The organism is Paraburkholderia tuberum STM678 (assembly GCF_902833905.1).
In the GTDB taxonomy this organism is placed as follows: Bacteria; Pseudomonadota; Gammaproteobacteria; order Burkholderiales; family Burkholderiaceae; genus Paraburkholderia; species Paraburkholderia tuberum.
Genome location: NZ_CADFGP010000006.1, coordinates 1 through 15486, shown reverse-complemented (window position 1 = coordinate 15486; position 15486 = coordinate 1). Strand labels below are relative to the sequence as shown.

Below are 15486 nucleotides of genomic sequence, written 5' to 3'. Positions count from 1 at the left end.
CCGCTAACGTGAATGTTGAAAGGCTATATCCGGCCGACTCCCGCCGACCGCATCGGGCAGGACCCGGCCACGAACGGTCCTTCGCAGTCGGTTGGCGAACGTCTGCGGATGAGCTATCAGTCGCCACTTGGCGAAGCGACGGCGACCGATGATTCGCCGGACGAGCCAGCTTCATTTTCAAGCGCTGTTTCGGGAGTGGGCAGCAGGCAACTCGCACCAGATCCGGAGAATTCCCGGCGCGATTCATCGATCAGTTATATCGAGTAACACCTGTAATCCAGTATGAAACCTTCTTTTCCATGACTCGGACTAGACTGGTCTGGCCTTTTCCCCCGGCAGCGCTTCGTGTTTTTCTCCGCTCGGCCCGCGCCTCCTCAACGTGGGCCAATTTTTTGAGCCAGCGTACCCAACGGTAAAACGGCTGCCCGCTGCAAGCGGTTGCGAACCGCACGTATATTGAAGGAGACGTAAATTGAAAGCACGTCCGACAGCCCGTAATGCCGGTCTGCTCATGCACATTCTTGCCGTGAGTGCGGCGGTGGGCGCAGCCATGATGTCGATCGGGCCGATGGCTTTCGCGCAAGCCAGTTCACCCGTTAGTAGCAGCGTGTTCATCCACCGGTCGTTCGATACGGGCAATAGCGCGGTTAATGAAAACTTTCAGTACATCGCGCATCCGCCAATGCGGCCGGTGGCGGCGAGCGAGCCCACCGTGGTACGCAGTTCGCACCGAGGCCATCGCGGGCAAACGGGAGCGACGGGCAGCGGCACGAACAACGCAGCAGCAGTGCCACTACCGCAGATGCCAGCGGACGCACCATCTAACGCGCCAGTTTCGCAGTAGCGCTTTTTCATCAGATCAGGCCAGGCACCGTGACTGGCGATCGATCGCGGGCTCGTGCCTTCAACCGAGAGGTGATGTGGCGTTCGCGGCTGCGACCGCCCGCTGCTGGACCAAGTGCGGTCGCTCAACGGTAGGAGTCGAAAGGCAGTTACGGGTCGTGAACCGACCTCGATCGTTACCCGCGCGACCTCATGAGAATCTCTATTACAAGGATGTACCGCCGCCAGTTATCGAGGAACTGTGGGCGCGCTTCTTTGCGGCCCTGCAGCCACTGCACGTGTGGCGGGCAAGCTCGGCGCGGTGCTATTCCAGTTTCCGCACTGGATAACCGCAGTACCGAAAGCGATGAGGCTCGTCGAGCACTGCGCCGAGCGCATGCACCCGTTTGTGACCGCGTTCGAATTTCGGCACGAGAGCTGGTTGAGCGAGAAGCACCGCGAGTCAACCCTTGCGATGGAGCGTGAACGCGGGATCGTTCACGTGATTGTCGATGCGCCGGAAGGCGTGACGAAGCGCGCGCACTCAGTTTGGGAAGCGACGTCGCCCGAACTCGCAATCGTACGGCTGCATAGCCGCACCGCGTCGACATGGGGCGGCGCCGAGTCGGCGGCGGAACGGTTCAACCATGACGATAGCGACGACGAGCTTCGCGAACTCGCGCCACCGATCGAGGACATTGCGGGGCGCACGGCGCGCACACACGTCCTGTTCAACAACTGCTATCGCGATATCGCGCGGCGCAACGCTGTGAAAATGATGGGGCTTCTGCGAGTCACGCGGTAAAGGCGCTGGAATGGTTCGCGCTGTCCCCGTGCCGAGAATTCCTGATCCTGATAGCCCTTACGAAGCCCATGAGAGTACTTGCCACACCGATGCGCGAGCGCGGCAAAGACCGGCATAAACGCGATATCGAAGCTGCCGAGCCGGTGTGCGGCGACGTAACCATTAATCACGAACAGTCCGCGCAATACAAGCGCACCAGCAAGGTGGCGAGCTTCCAGCAATCCGGCTCGGCAGATGCGCAACCGCTGCCGCCGCTGCAGGATGTTGAACTGAGCTGGATGGGTCCTAACGGCTTCGTGCTGACCGACATCGAGTTCATCGGTGATATCGCCTATGCTCGGTCGTGGTGGTGCCCGGTCGCTGCATGCCTCGGCGCGCGATCTGTGATTCTGTTTCACGCTGGAATGAAAAGCCCCGCCGAGGCCGGGCCCTATTCTTGTGCTTACGGGTTGATAACCTTGGTGCGTGGGGTCACTCTTGGATCGTTGCACATCCATGCGCAGCTACCTTTACAGATCGGATGCAACTCAACTTCGATCTGGCGGACAGCTAGTTCACCGTCAGCCCGCTTCACCACGAACCCATCCGCAAGAGTTTTCGGCACGATATAGATATTCTCACTTCTGATACCGAGCTTCCTCAAATACGCTTGCACGTTTTCCCCACGGCGCTCCTGCAAAACGTCAAGATCGTGCTCGCCAATATATGCACCGGCCATCACAATCGCCTGAATCTGCACGTCAGGCCACTTCTTTGCCTCTTCCACCGCCTCTGCGATTGCGCGCCGATTTTCCTTTGAAAGTTCGACCGTGTTGAATGGCAACTCAATAGCCGCTACCTCTCCGATAGTACAAGCATTAACCGGGCGTCCCAAGCAAAACCACACGGCAAGCAATGCCGCGAGAAGGCCACCGCGCAAAATCGGTTGTCTACTCATGGTGCGATATTAACTCCATCGAATGTCGCTATGTAGCCAGCGATGCTGTCCGCGTTGCTAATCGCCTGATGAGGCTTATTTCTCGCGAAGATCATCGCCCCCGCTTCGCTGTCGAGATACATGTGGTCTTGCGAATTAAAAGTGTCTGTGAAGTGCGTACATTCATGGATTATCGTCTTGACCTTGCATATTCCCCACAACTGGGCAAATGGACTTTCACAAAACTTCGAGTAAATAGCGATAACCGGTTTTTCCGAATCTGGTTTGCAGACTGCGGCGTGATTGACGCCCGAATCCGGCGTGACCGCACACGACAGGTGCCGGTTTGTTTCACTGTCCCATCGCACAATCCTTTCTGGCTCCAGTTGCTGCATCGCTGCAAGCAATCTCGGAAGCCCTTCGCTAAGTACCCTCTTTGCATGTACATCCGCACTTGCAAAGAAGGTCGTCACCCGGTCCTGCTCTTTCGTGTCCCAACGTGCAAGGCCCTCAATGCGTTTTTTGATTAACTCGACGCCGATATCGCGTGCCCGCATAGCCTGTCTGCGAAACTCCTTGTTGGTCATGTTCGGGCAGATAGAGGTCGTGTTGATCGTGACGTCCCTATTTGAACCAGGAGTCGTGTTTGTAAAAGCAGTGTCATCGAGAGTTACCCATTCGGTGTTGTCGTTCACTTTGCTAGCGCTCCACTTCAATCGCAAGAAACTTGAAACCCTGCGTTGTAACGCGAGAAGTCTGCCCGGCTGCGTTTGTCTTGCCGCTACAGATTTCTTTGCCTTCGGCGAGAATCCGGTATCGCACATCTGGCACAGGGTTGCCGTTGTAATCCCTGATGGTGAACCGTTCATCGAACGGGCCTGCAGGTCGACTGCGACAGAGGCACCCCTCGCCTTGCCCTAACGCCTGCCTCATGTCGTAACCGGACGGGAGAGCCCTGATCGCATTAATCGGAATCCGCTCCCCGGATTTAGGATTCGTCGTCATTGCATGAGGCATATCAGGCCACCCTTTGTATATCTTGAATGTAATACGGCAATCAAGACATTTCCGGTTATCTGATCCCTCGAACATATCCGCAAAGCGAGCCTTCATTTCTGCAATGATCGCCTCTGCGGAGCGCATCCTTTCATACATTGGACCCTCCCATAGGTTAATTCGCGCTCTCAGACCATCAGATCATCAGACCATTGAGCACGCGTAAGAGCACCATCAGTTACCCTCCGCGCTATGGTTCAGATCGGATACAACTGAAGTCCATCCCGCGGGAAAAATTCGCCGGATTCGACATTCAGACCCATTGCAGACGGTATTGGCGTGAAGTTTAAGTAGACTAAATAGGTGATACGGCAAAGCAGGCATTCTTCCTTGCCCACGGCACCATCCTGTTTCAGTTTTCCCATTTGACCTCTTCTGTTTTCCAGCAAAACATCTATCGAATAAACCATTTAAACGGGTCACGGTCAATGACTTTAATTCGAGATAATCCCGTTTTGACAGATATTCACAATTGCTCTGTCCATCTCATTTTCAGGTGCAGTTTTCCAATATCACCGTCCAACAAAAAAAGCGGCATTGAGCCGCTTTTACCGTAAGTGACCGACGCTGGTCAGTGCTTTGCCCATGAAGCGTCCATAGCCGCCAGTTTCCCGTTCGCGCCCTGCGCAGGGTCAGCGAGAAGCGCTGCCGCGTCTCCCGGTGTCAGTTGGCGGTTAGGAAGCCGCTTGGCGTCAAGCGCAAGCACGGTGAACAGTTCCTGATTGGTGCGATTGGTCGCGTGGTAGTTCTCGCCGATCTGGATCATGAGCTCCAGCAGGTTGCGGCGTTCGTGTCTTTCCTCGACAGTCACAGCAGGACTTCTAGCGGAGCCTGAATTGCGCGAGAAGGCCAATAATCGTAGCTGGTCGATCAGCGTTCCGGGCCACAGACAGTCAACGCGATTCGGCTTTATTCGCGTTCTGCTCGACAATGAGTTGCGGGGCGAATAGTTGGCCGACCTCGGTCCAATACCGGCACCGAACCGCGCCCGCAATCACAACTCCAGCACCGTCACCCCGACTTCCATCCGATGCGCGCCGCCGCCAAGAATCGTCCCGCGAAGCAGTGACACGTCGCTGTAATCGCGCCCGATCGCGAGCGTCACATGATCCAGATCGGCGAGCACGTCATTGGTCGGATCGAGATCGATCCAGCCGCTGGCCGGACAATGCACCGATACCCAAGCGTGCGAAGCATCCGCGCCAATCAGGCGCGGGTGTCCCGGCGGCGGATCGTTGCGCAGATAGCCGCTGACGTAGCGGGCGGGCAAACCAAGCGAGCGCAGACAGCCGATCATCACCTGCGCGAAATCCTGACAAACGCCGCTCTTCAGCTCAAACGCGCGTTCGGCCGGCGTGTCGAACAGCGTCGCCGACGGCTTGTACGCGAAGTCCTCGTGAATCCGATGCATCAGATCGATCGCGCCCGCGACGAGCGACCGGCCGGGCGTGAAGCTCGGCAACGCATAGGCGCGCAGCGTCGGCCGCAGCGCAATATTCGGCGAAGCGAAGCAGTACTCCGCCTCGGCACAGAACGCGCCGCCCACGCGAAACCGCAGCGCCTCGGCCACCGTCTCCCAGGGCGGGGTGGCCTCGGCGTCGAGGTTGGTCCAGCGCGGCGTCAGCGCGACCGTGGTTTCGCTGACGAGTTGCAGGCGCTCGTGCGGTGTATCGAGCGCGAAGTACAGCACGTCGTTGCCGAATGCGTCGATGCGGCTATGCTGATACGACGGCTGCGGCTCGATCCGCTCGCTGCGTGAGATCACACGCTGCCACGGACACGCGAGCGGCCGGATCGTCGCCAGATGCTGCGCGGTTTCGACATACGTCGAGTAATGGTAGACAGTGCGATGCGAAACAGACAGCACCGTCGACGCGTTCTTCATGCCCACACCTGCGAGGCAACCGTGGTCGCGTGACTGAAATAGCGCGCGCTGATCTCATGCGCGGCCGCATTGGCGAAGCTGCCGATCTGATCGCACAGCGCAATCAGCTTGCCATACGAGTCCTGTTCGTCGACCTCGCACAGCGATTCGAGCGTCGGCAGCGATTCGACGGGCGGCAGCAACTCCGCGAACGGCCGATGCCGCACACTGCCCGCCGCGATGGCGATCTCGTCGAGTTTGTTGCGCAGGCGCTCGTATACGCCATAAATGCCGCGCGGATTATGCGGTTCGATCACGAGCAGATCGAGCAGCGCCGGTACTTCGAAACGTCCCGGATACAGCGAGCGATACGTGAGCGTGCTGTCGAACATTTGCAGCAGCAGATCGAAGCCGGCCGGCGTCGCGAGCTGGCCGTTCACGGCGACGCCGCGCATGAACGCGGCCATCGTCGCGACGCGTTCGATATGACGCCCGACGAACAGCAGCCGCCACGCCTCATCGCGCGTCATGCGGTCGCCCTGCGCGCCGCTGATCGCCGATAGCTGCACCGACAGATGCTCGAGCGCATTCGCCAGCGTCACGCGGTCGTAGCGATCGAACGCATTGCCGCTGCTCGTGGCACCCGCGCCGCCGTTGCCCGCGCCCACGGCTGGCGACAACACCTGCAACGCGTCCTGAAAGTCGTTGCGCGCCGCGAGGATCATGCGCCAATGATCATTCGACAAACGCCCGCGCACCTCGCCGTTCGCGCGCGCCTGGCAATTGAGGTTCTGGCTGATGCTGACGCTGCCCGCGCTCTCGCCGAGATTCGCGACGAGCGCGCACTCGAACGTCTGCGGCGACGGCAGCCCGTGCGGCGACGCCAGGTCGCCCGACTGCACGAGGCCGCACCATGTCGCGAGTTCGACCAGCGTCGCGAACATCGAATCGGCGTCGTTGCCTTCGAGCGAGCCGAGAATCAGCCGCAGCAGACGCACGTTGTTTTCCGCCCGCTCGCCGTAGCGGCCCGCCCAGAACAGGTTCTCCGCGGCACGGCTCGATACCGTACGATGCTTGCGCGTGAGATCGGCGGGCTGCATCGGCGAAGGCAGCAGTGTGAAGGTCGAGCTTGGCTGGCTCGACAGCACCCAGGTATCGACGCTGCTGCCGCCGTGCTGCATCGATACCGTGGTCTGACGCTCCGCGGCCATGCGCGTGAAACCGCCCGGCATCACGTGCCAGCCGCCGTTGACGTCGGCGATCGCATAGACGCGCAGCACCGACGGCCTTCCGCCGATCGTGCCCTCCTCGAAGCGCGGCGTGCAGGAAAAGCGCTGCTCCTGCTGGATCGTGAACGCGTCGGGCAACGCGTCGATGCGCTCGCGCCATGCCGCGAGCGGCTGCCTGCCCCCTTCGATGCCGGGCGGCGCGTCGCGTCCCGTGAGCGGCCAGGTCGGCACGATGAACGCGTCGTCGAGATGCGCGAACGCATGCTCGCGCGCGGCCCGTTCGCCGCACCACCAGGTCGGCACGCCCGGCAGCAGCAGTTCTTCGCCGAGCAACGCTTCGGCGATACCCGGCATGAAACCGTGCAACGCCGGCGACTCGGCGAACCCCGAGCCCGGCACGTTCGACACGATCACATTGCCCGCGCGCATCACCTGCAACAGCCCCGGCACGCCGATCGTCGAATCGGCGCGCAGTTCGATCGGGTCGCAGAATGCGTCGTCGAGCCGGCGCAGCACGACGTGCACGCGTTCGAGGCCGGCCAGGGTCTTCAGATAGAGCCGGTCGCCGCGCACGGTCAGATCCTTGCCTTCGACCAGCGTGACGCCGAGATAGCGCGCCAGAAACACATGCTCGAAATAGGTTTCGCTGTACGGCCCGGGCGTGAGCAGCGCGATATGCGGTGACGCGTCAGCGCTTTCCTCATTGCGCATCGTCGCTTGCGCGGCCTGCACGAGCGTCGCGATCAGTTGCGAATAGAGCGGCGCGAGCCGGCTCACGCGCAGCGAGCGGAACGGCTCCGCGAGGAGCGTCGACACGATCAGGCGGTTTTCGAGCGCGTAGCCGAGACCGGACGGCGCCTCGGTGCGATGCGCGATCACGCTCCACTCGCCGCCCGGCGTGCGCGCGAGATCGAGCGCGACGACCTGCAGATACTGACCGCCGGGCGGCGTAAAGCCCTTCACCGAACGCAGATAGCCCGGATGGCCGAACACCAGCGCGGGCGGCAGTCGGCCATCTTCGAGCAGCGTCCGCGGTCCGTAGATGTCGGCAACGATCGCGTTGAGCAGATGCGCGCGCTGCGCGACGCCGCGCTCTAGGTGCGCCCACTCGGCCTCGCTGATCAGGAACGGCAGAAGGTCGAGCGCCCACGGCCGTGACTTGCCGTTGTCCGCGTAGACGTTGTAGCTGATGTCGTTGTCGCGGATCTGCTGCGCGATCGACGCGTGATGGTCCGCGAGCCGCGCCACGCCGTCTTCGCCGAGCAGTGCGAAGAACTGCCGCCACGGCTCGCGCAGCGCGCCCGACGCGTCGCGCAGCTCGTCCCAATGTCCGTCATGACCCGGCAGCAATCGCAACAGGGACGAAGCGTCCGCCGGCAGCGCGGACGCCTCGAAGGGCAAAGTCGATTGAAAGGCCAAGGTCGTGTGATGTCAGTGATGCGTGTTTTTCAACTGTGGCGCAGATCGAGTGTGAACGGAAACTCGAGGCTGCGCTGCGGCGTGCCCACGGCGAGCGGCCCCGGCGTATGACCCGACGCAAAGAAACGCGAGCGTCGCCGGCTTTCCGCCTCGTAGGCGTTGACCGGGAAGGTCTGATAGGTGCGCCCGCCCGGATGAGCGACATGATACTGGCATCCGCCGAGCGAGCGGCCGCTCCATGTGTCGACGAGGTCGAACGTGAGCGGCGCGTGTACGCCGATCGTCGGATGCAGCGCCGACGACTGCGACCACGCGCGAAAACGCACGCCGGCCACGTACTCGCTGACGCGGCCGGTCGGCTGCAAAGGCACCGGCACGCCGTTGACGCTCAGCACGTGACGATTGCCGTTCAACCCGAGCACGCGCACCTCGAGCCGCTCGACCGACGAATCGACATAGCGCACCGTGCCGCCGCTGGCGCCCTCCTCGCCCATCACGTGCCATGGTTCGAGCGCATTGCGGATCGTCAGGTCGATGCCGCTCAGCGTCATCTCGCCGACGAGCGGGAAGCGGAATTCGAAGTGCGGCGCGAACCACGCGCTTTCGAAGGCGAAGCCGGCTTCGCCGAGCTCGGCGAGCACGTCGTCGAAATCCATCTTCACGAAGGTGCCGAGCAGGAAGCGATCGTGCAACTCGGTGCCCCAGCGGGTGAGCCGCTGCGTGTACGGTATGCGCCAGAATCGCGCGACCAGTGCGCGCAGCAGCAGTTGCTGCACGAGACTCATGCGCGCGTGCGGCGGCATCTCGAAGCCGCGCAGCTCCAGCAGGCCGAGGCGGCCGGTCGGGCCGTCGGGCGAATACAGCTTGTCGATGCAGAACTCGGCGCGGTGCGTGTTGCCGGTCACGTCGATCAGGATGTTGCGCAGCGCGCGGTCGATCATCCACGGCGGCAGGTTGCCGCTGTCGCGGCCGCCGAGCAGATCGACCTGGCGTTGCAGTTCGGAGAACGCGATCTCGAGTTCGTAGACCTGATCGTTGCGCGCTTCGTCGACGCGCGGTGCCTGGCTCGTCGGTCCGATGAATAGCCCCGAGAACAGATACGACAGCGACGGATGGTTGTGCCAGTACGCGATCAGGCTCGCGAGCAGATCGGGCCGGCGCAGGAACGGGCTGTCGGCCGGCATCGCGCCGCCGAGCACGAAGTGATTGCCGCCGCCGGTGCCAGTATGGCGCCCGTCGAGCATGAACTTCTCGCTGCTCAGATAGCTGTGCGCGGCCGACTGATAAAGGTACTCGGTGTGATCGACGAGCTCGTCCCAGTTCGCGGCCGGATGAATGTTGACTTCGATCACGCCGGGGTCCGGTGTCACCTGCAGCACTTTCAGACGCGGATCGCGCGGCGGCGGATAGCCTTCGAGCACGATCTGCATCTTCAGCTCCGCGGCCGTCGCTTCGACTGCGGCGAGCAGGTCGAGATAGTCGTCGAGATCGGTCAGCGGCGGCATGAATACGTGCAGCAGCGTACGGCCGCTGCCGAACGAATCGGCTTCGGCTTCCGGGCCGGCCGCGCGTTTCGGGTCGCGCGCCTCGACGCACACCGCGGTACGCAGCGTGTCCTTCGACGATTCGCCAAGCGCGGGCAGCGATTCGTCATGGCGCTGCGACGCATACGCGAGCACGCCGCCGTGCGGCATGCCGCTCAGCAGATCGGCCGCCGGCAGCGACAGCGCGGCCGCCTGCCGCGCGCTCGTCTGTTCCTCGGTGATCTGCCGGCCCTCGCGCCCGCCTTCGTACTGCACGCGCAACTGCGCGGCCGTGCGCAGCGGCTGCGGCGGTGCGAACGGATCGTGCGCGTGCTGATACGGATAGTCGGTCTTCGACACCCACGGCAGCGATTCGAGCGGCAGCCGGTAGCCCATCGGCGAATCGCCGGGAATCAGATACATGCGGTCGTCGCGGAAGAACCAGCGGCCCGTGATCCACGTCGGCGTGATGCCCGGCGCGCCGCGCTCGCGGCCGAGCGGCAGCACGTAGCCTGACGGACTCGCGAGCCCCGCGTCGAACACGCGCCGCAGTCGCACGCGTTCGAGCTCGTCGTCCAGACGCGCGTCGAACGGATCGACGTTCACCGGCAGGCGGCGCTCGCGCCACAGGTAGTACCAGGTGTCTTCGTAGCCGGGCTGGATGCAGTCGGGGTCGAGCGACAGCTTCGCGGCCAGATGCGCGATGAAGCGTTGCGCGTCGGCGGCCGTGTAGCGGCCCGGCTCGCGTTCGTCGGCGAACAGGGCCGGGTTGTGCCAGCACGGCTCGCCGTCGGCGCGCCAGTACAGCGACATCGCCCAGCGCGGCAGTTGCTCGCCCGGATACCACTTGCCCTGGCCGATATGCAGGAAGCCGTTCGCGCCGTAGCGGTCGCGCAGCCGGTCCACCAGCGCGACCGCGTAGCCGCGCTTGGTGGGTCCAAGCGCGTCGGTGTTCCATTCGGCGGCGTCGCGATCGCGCACCGATACGAAGGTCGGCTCGCCGCCCATCGTCAGTCGCACGTCCATGTCGGCGAGTTCGTAGTCGACCCGCGCGCCCATCTTCAGCACGTCGTGCCACGCGGCTTCGCTATACGGCTTCGTGACGCGCGGCGACTCGAACACGCGTTCGATCGACATCGTATGTCCGAACTCGACCTCGCTTTCGTCGACCGCACCCGAGATCGGCGCCGCGCTGCCCGGCTCCGGCGTGCACGCGACCGGTATGTGCCCTTCCCCCGCGAACAGCCCCGAGGTCGGATCGAGCCCGATCCAGCCCGCCCCTGGCAGGTAGACCTCGCACCACGCGTGCAGGTCGGTGAAGTCGACCTCGGTGCCGCTCGGGCCGTCGATCGATCTGACGTCGGGCGCGAGCTGCAGCAGATAGCCCGACACGAAGCGCGCCGCGAAGCCGAGCTGCCGCAACGTCTCGACGAGCAGCCAGCCCGAATCGCGGCACGAGCCCGCCGCATTGGTCAAGGTTTCCTCCGGCGTCTGCACGCCCGGCTCCATCCGGATCAGGTAGCGGATCTCGCGTTGCAGCCGCTGGTTCAGCGCCACCAGGAAGTTCGCGGTACCGGCCGGCGTGCGGTCGATGCTCGCGACGAACTCGGCGAAACGCGGCGTCATCGGCCGCTTCACGCGGTAGGGCGCGAGTTCGGCCGCCAGCTCCGGCGCGTAGTCGAATGGAAATTGCTCGGCCGACGGTTCGAGAAAGAAGTCGAACGGGTTGTAGACGGCCATTTCGGCGACCAGATCGACGCTCACCTTGAATTCGCGCGTCTGCTCGGGAAACACGAGCCGCGCCTGATAGTTGGCGAACGCGTCCTGCTGCCAGTTGATGAAGTGCCTCGCGGGTTCGACGCGCATCGAGTACGACAGGATCGGCGTACGACAATGCGGCGCGGGCCGCAGCCGCACGACCTGGGGTGACAGCGTGACCAGCCTGTCGTAGCGGTAATGGGTAACGTGATGCAACGCGACGCGTATGGACACTCCGGACTCCTCGACGAAGGGGGCAGCCCGCCAAAAAAGCAAGCTCTATGCCGTTGCTGGATAAACCCGTATGAATCGTTTGGTGTTGTCTGAACTGCGTTTGCGTTGCGTACCTCGCGCCCTGCCGCGGGCTCGCCTCGGACCGTGCACCAAAGCGGCGCAGCGCCGATGCACGATCATGACCGTACTGTGCGTTAAAGCGGTGACGTCTTGCAATCGCGGCATGAAGATTGCGACCGGCTTTCGTCCGCTATCGCGTTCATGATGCCGCTTACCATGGCTCATCATCGCAAACGACATAGCACCGATCACGAGGCCCGCCCGATGAAAACCTTCCACTGCAATCGCTGCGCGCACCTCGTGTTCTACGAGAACGTCCGCTGCGAGCGCTGCGAGTCGCTGCTCGGCTATCTGCCTGAACTGCGGGAAATCAGCGCGTTCGGGGACGCCGGCGACGGCCGCTGGCGCAGCCTGCATCCCGAGGCGAATGGCGCGCTGTTCCGACAATGCCACAACTACGCGGTCGAAAACGTCTGCAACTGGATGATCCCAGCCGATTCGCCCGACACGCTGTGCTACGCCTGCCAGTTGACCCGCACGATTCCGAACCTGAGCGAACCGGAAAACCGGCTCTACTGGTACCGGCTCGAAGTCGCGAAGCGGCGTCTGCTGTACACGCTGGGCGAGCTTGGCCTCGACGTGCGATCGCGCGACGCGGACCCCGAGCGCGGTCTCGCCTTCGAGTTTCTCGCCGACGGCGGCGCCGGCAAGCCCGTGATGACCGGTCACGACAACGGGCTGATCACGCTGAACATCGCCGAGGCCGACGACGCGCATCGCGAGAAAGTGCGCACCGCGATGGGCGAGCCGTACCGCACGCTGCTCGGCCACTTCCGCCACGAGACGGGCCACTACTTTTTCCGCCACCTGATCGAAACCGAGCCGCGCTGGCTCGAACCGTTTCGCAAGCTGTTCGGCGACGAGCAGGCCGACTACGGCGAAGCCCTGGACGCCTACTACCGCGACGGCGCGCCGGCCGACTGGCAGGCGTCGTACATCAGCGCTTACGCGACGATGCATCCGTGGGAAGACTGGGCGGAGACATGGGCGCACTATCTGCTGATCGTCGACGTGCTCGACACGTCGACGTCTTACGGCCTCGCGCTGCTGCCCGACGATCCGAGCGAGCCGACGCTGACCGACCGCACGCCGGTCGAGGACGCGAGCTTCGGCAATCTGATGAAGCGCTGGTTTCCGCTCACCTATGCGCTGAACAGTCTGAATCGCAGTCTCGGCATGCCCGACGGCTATCCGTTCACGCTCGCCGCGCCGGTGGTCGACAAGCTGCGCTTTGTGCATCGCGTGATCGCGGCAGCGGGTGACAAGCGCGACAAGCGGGGCGACCGCGAGCCAACAAGCGCATAAAAAAGCCCGCCGCCGGACCAGCCGGCAGCGGGCGCATATGACGCTCATCATCGAGCCGCGAGCAACCGGCTACCCGCGCTCGGCTCGCCACTTCAGTACGCCACTTCAGTACGCCACATAAGGCCCCGTCCCACCCGGCGTCGACTGCTGCTCGATCGCCGCATAGACATTGCGACCGTAGAAGAACGGCAGCCCCCAGTCGAACACCGTCGACGTGACGAATGCCGGGCCCGCGAGCAGCGGCAATGCCGAGTCGCCGCTATCAGTCTGCGCGATCGACATCGCATTGCCGACGCTGAACGTCACCGCGCTCGTCGTGCCATTCACGCCTTCGATCATCGCGCTCAACTGCTGCGTCGAGCTCGGGCAGTAATAAGCGCTGTTCGGGCTCGCGCAGGCCGGCATCAAGGTGGTCTGGAAGAAGAGTCCCGTCGAGCCGCTGTCCATAATGCTGCGCGTATACGTGGTGCCGTTCTGCACCGTCGTGAACGTGCCGTTCGACGGGCTCACACCGACCACCTGCGCCCCGCCGAGCGCATTGTCGCTCTGCGTGCCGATGCCGAACACGAGTTGCCCCGACACCGATGGCGCGCCGCCTGACACGGTCGGCAGACTGAGCATCGAGCCGTTGTTGTCGGTCGCGAAGTACGGCACCGGATTGGCGACCTGGTACGTCTGCGCGAGCGGTATCGACGTGCAGCTGGTGCCGCCGCAACCATAGTAGGTCGCGGGGATCGCCTGCTGCACGCAGTTCGCGCCGCAGTCGTGCTTGAACACGCCGATGCCGAGAATGCCATTCGCCTGCAAGGCGGCCGGCGTGTTGCGCGCCGCGCCGACGGCCGCGCAATCGCCCGGCAGCGACGCGTAGCCCGGATCGATCACCTGGATCGGCAGCGCAGCGGCTTTTTCGCCCGCGATCTGTACATCGGCGAGCTTCACCGCGCCCCACGTGTAACCGTCGAAGAACTGCATGCATTCGGCAACCAGGTTGCCCGAGCCGTCCTGCTGCTGCGGCAGGCTCATCGACGCGGGCAATTGCGACGCGAACACGCGCACGCCCCACGAGCCGGTATCGACGAGCACGTGATCGATCGTCTGGCAGTTGCTGGTGCCGGGCGCGCAGATCGTGATGCTGACGAACGGCATGTTCGGCACGTTGCTGACGCCCGAGTCGACCGTCACGCGCACCGCGTTGGCGGCCAGCACCTGCGGCGACGGCGACGTGTTGGTCACGGTCGAACCCGACGAGCTGGTCGAGCTGCCCGAACCGTTCGAGTTGCTGGAGGTGCTCGAATTGGCCGTGGTGCTCGCGCTGCCGCCCCCGCCGCCGCACGCGCTCAACAGCAGCGCCAGAACCACGACGGGCGCCGCGCCCAGCAGAGTCATCCACGAAGACCTGGATCGCATGATTCGCTCCGTTATTGAATAACGCTGACGTCGACGCCCGCGGGCACCGCCTGCGGCAGATAGGCGTAGCCGGTGAAGGCGCGCAGATGGCCGCTCGAGAACACCACGAGGTCACTGTTCGAGACCGCGAGCGGCGCGCCGCGCCGCGCCGCGCTGGCGGCCACGTAGGCATCGAAGGACGCGCCGAGCGTCGCCTTCAGATCGGGCAGCGTCGGGCCGTCCCACGCGACGCCGAACACGATGCCGTTGCCCGCCACGTATTCGCGCACCTGGGTGCCGGACGGCAGCGTCAGCACATGCACCGAATACGCGCCCTGTGCGCTGGCCGCGCGAGCAACCGCATGCAGGCGCGTCCGATCGCCGTCGACGGTGCTGGCGTTCTGGCCGAGCGTCGCGTGCGCGCCGAACGGCAACGCGCAGCTTGCCCCGAGCATTGCGCAGGCAATGCGGGTGAGAAGCATCGGTTTCAAGAGATTTCCTTCGAGGTGAAACGCCGCGACCTGCATGTAGCCGATCACAAACGCGAGACTAGGGGCGCACACCTGACCGGCAAAGCCGGTTGCCTTCACGCCGGTTGGGCTGCGTGAATGCGTCTACGGAAAGGCGAGGCGAAACTTTAGTCAGGCGAATGGCGCGCGGCTATCGTTTGCGGCGCGATTGAAACTGTTCGGAGTTGTTGAATCGATCGACCGGGTTTGATCAGCGTGGGCAAAAGCCTTTTGGCGACAATGCTTTGACGCTTATTCGGTTTCCGTCTGACATTTAGAACTGACCGACTGCGAAAATTGCGGCCGCCACGCGTAAAAGTTGCGAACGTGAGCAGCGCTTGTTCATCGATGTAAGCGTCTGCCGAATAACGAGCGGGCGGAGTCCGCATTCCTCTGACTACATGAGACTTGCAACGCAAATTCCGACGGGATCGGGTAGGAGGCGGGGTTGCCCCCGCCGTCCTCCCACAACACCGGACGTACGGATCACGTATCCGGCGTTTCCTGACGACTGGATTGCTCCAGCGAGCTTCGTTTCGT

At 63.3% G+C, this 15486-nt stretch carries 12 protein-coding genes and 1 pseudogene; 3 read left to right on the top strand and 10 right to left on the bottom strand.

The genetic code is table 11. From position 1 onward, the window contains the following. Positions 1–12: 12 nt before the first annotated feature. The gene (locus HWY30_RS06415; protein WP_090807184.1) at positions 13–267 is read left to right on the top strand and encodes a hypothetical protein; all 255 of its coding nucleotides are present in this window, start codon (positions 13–15) and stop codon (positions 265–267) included. A 770-nt stretch (positions 268–1037) separates the two neighbouring features. Then, a pseudogene (locus tag HWY30_RS41445) lies at positions 1038–1627 on the top strand (DUF72 domain-containing protein); the annotation flags it as partial. 442 nt (positions 1628–2069) lie between these two features. Here the strand turns inward: HWY30_RS41445 and HWY30_RS06405 are convergent. The 8 genes from HWY30_RS06405 to HWY30_RS06370 form a co-directional block, all read right to left on the bottom strand. Further along, positions 2070–2564, bottom strand: a complete 495-nt coding sequence (locus HWY30_RS06405) for an OmpA family protein (RefSeq protein WP_244144812.1) — start codon at positions 2562–2564, stop codon at positions 2070–2072. Continuing rightward, positions 2561–3238, bottom strand: a complete 678-nt coding sequence (locus HWY30_RS06400; protein WP_090810220.1) for a M35 family metalloendopeptidase — start codon at positions 3236–3238, stop codon at positions 2561–2563. The genes HWY30_RS06405 and HWY30_RS06400 overlap by 4 nt, the downstream gene beginning before the upstream one ends. A gap of 4 nt (positions 3239–3242) precedes the next feature. Further along, positions 3243–3698: a hypothetical protein gene (locus tag HWY30_RS06395; RefSeq protein ID WP_090807186.1), complete on the bottom strand. Its 456-nt coding sequence runs from the start codon at positions 3696–3698 to the stop codon at positions 3243–3245. Positions 3699–3796: 98 nt separating this feature from the next. After that, complete coding sequence (locus HWY30_RS06390; protein ID WP_167368718.1) at positions 3797–3964, bottom strand: hypothetical protein; 168 nt, start codon at positions 3962–3964, stop codon at positions 3797–3799. Positions 3965–4170: 206 nt separating this feature from the next. After that, positions 4171–4410, bottom strand: coding sequence for a hypothetical protein (locus tag HWY30_RS06385; RefSeq protein WP_090807188.1), 240 nt, complete (start codon positions 4408–4410; stop codon positions 4171–4173). A 183-nt stretch (positions 4411–4593) separates the two neighbouring features. Next, positions 4594–5484: a transglutaminase family protein gene (locus HWY30_RS06380; protein WP_090807192.1), complete on the bottom strand. Its 891-nt coding sequence runs from the start codon at positions 5482–5484 to the stop codon at positions 4594–4596. Next, positions 5481–8111 (bottom strand): circularly permuted type 2 ATP-grasp protein, encoded by a 2631-nt coding sequence (locus tag HWY30_RS06375; protein WP_167368719.1) that lies wholly within the window; start codon positions 8109–8111, stop codon positions 5481–5483. Before HWY30_RS06375 ends, HWY30_RS06380 begins: the two co-directional genes overlap by 4 nt. 29 nt (positions 8112–8140) lie before the next feature. Then, positions 8141–11626, bottom strand: a complete 3486-nt coding sequence (locus HWY30_RS06370) for a transglutaminase family protein (RefSeq protein WP_090807193.1) — start codon at positions 11624–11626, stop codon at positions 8141–8143. Positions 11627–11950: 324 nt separating this feature from the next. On the opposite strand from HWY30_RS06370, the gene HWY30_RS06365 reads away from it, so the two are divergent. After that, positions 11951–13051 (top strand): zinc-binding metallopeptidase family protein, encoded by a 1101-nt coding sequence (locus tag HWY30_RS06365; RefSeq protein WP_090810223.1) that lies wholly within the window; start codon positions 11951–11953, stop codon positions 13049–13051. Positions 13052–13156: 105 nt separating this feature from the next. Here HWY30_RS06365 and HWY30_RS06360 read toward each other — a convergent pair whose 3' ends face one another. Both HWY30_RS06360 and HWY30_RS06355 read right to left on the bottom strand, forming a co-directional pair. Further along, positions 13157–14458 (bottom strand): DUF3443 domain-containing protein, encoded by a 1302-nt coding sequence (locus HWY30_RS06360; protein ID WP_167368720.1) that lies wholly within the window; start codon positions 14456–14458, stop codon positions 13157–13159. A gap of 11 nt (positions 14459–14469) precedes the next feature. Then, on the bottom strand, positions 14470–14919 hold the full coding sequence (locus tag HWY30_RS06355; RefSeq protein ID WP_176078862.1) for a DUF2844 domain-containing protein: 450 nt from the start codon (positions 14917–14919) through the stop codon (positions 14470–14472). Positions 14920–15486: the final 567 nt, after the last annotated feature.

Bases quoted from the DNA above. Each gene is read 5' to 3' on its own strand.
- HWY30_RS06415 (WP_090807184.1), top strand. From the start codon at position 13: ATGTTGAAAGGCTATATCCGGCCGACTCCCGCCGACCGCATCGGGCAG.
- HWY30_RS06405 (WP_244144812.1), bottom strand. From the start codon at position 2,564: ATGAGTAGACAACCGATTTTGCGCGGTGGCCTTCTCGCGGCATTGCTT.
- HWY30_RS06395 (WP_090807186.1), bottom strand. From the start codon at position 3,698: ATGTATGAAAGGATGCGCTCCGCAGAGGCGATCATTGCAGAAATGAAG.
- HWY30_RS06390 (WP_167368718.1), bottom strand. From the start codon at position 3,964: ATGGGAAAACTGAAACAGGATGGTGCCGTGGGCAAGGAAGAATGCCTG.
- HWY30_RS06380 (WP_090807192.1), bottom strand. From the start codon at position 5,484: ATGAAGAACGCGTCGACGGTGCTGTCTGTTTCGCATCGCACTGTCTAC.
- HWY30_RS06365 (WP_090810223.1), top strand. From the start codon at position 11,951: ATGAAAACCTTCCACTGCAATCGCTGCGCGCACCTCGTGTTCTACGAG.
- HWY30_RS06360 (WP_167368720.1), bottom strand. From the start codon at position 14,458: ATGCGATCCAGGTCTTCGTGGATGACTCTGCTGGGCGCGGCGCCCGTC.
- HWY30_RS06355 (WP_176078862.1), bottom strand. From the start codon at position 14,919: ATGCTTCTCACCCGCATTGCCTGCGCAATGCTCGGGGCAAGCTGCGCG.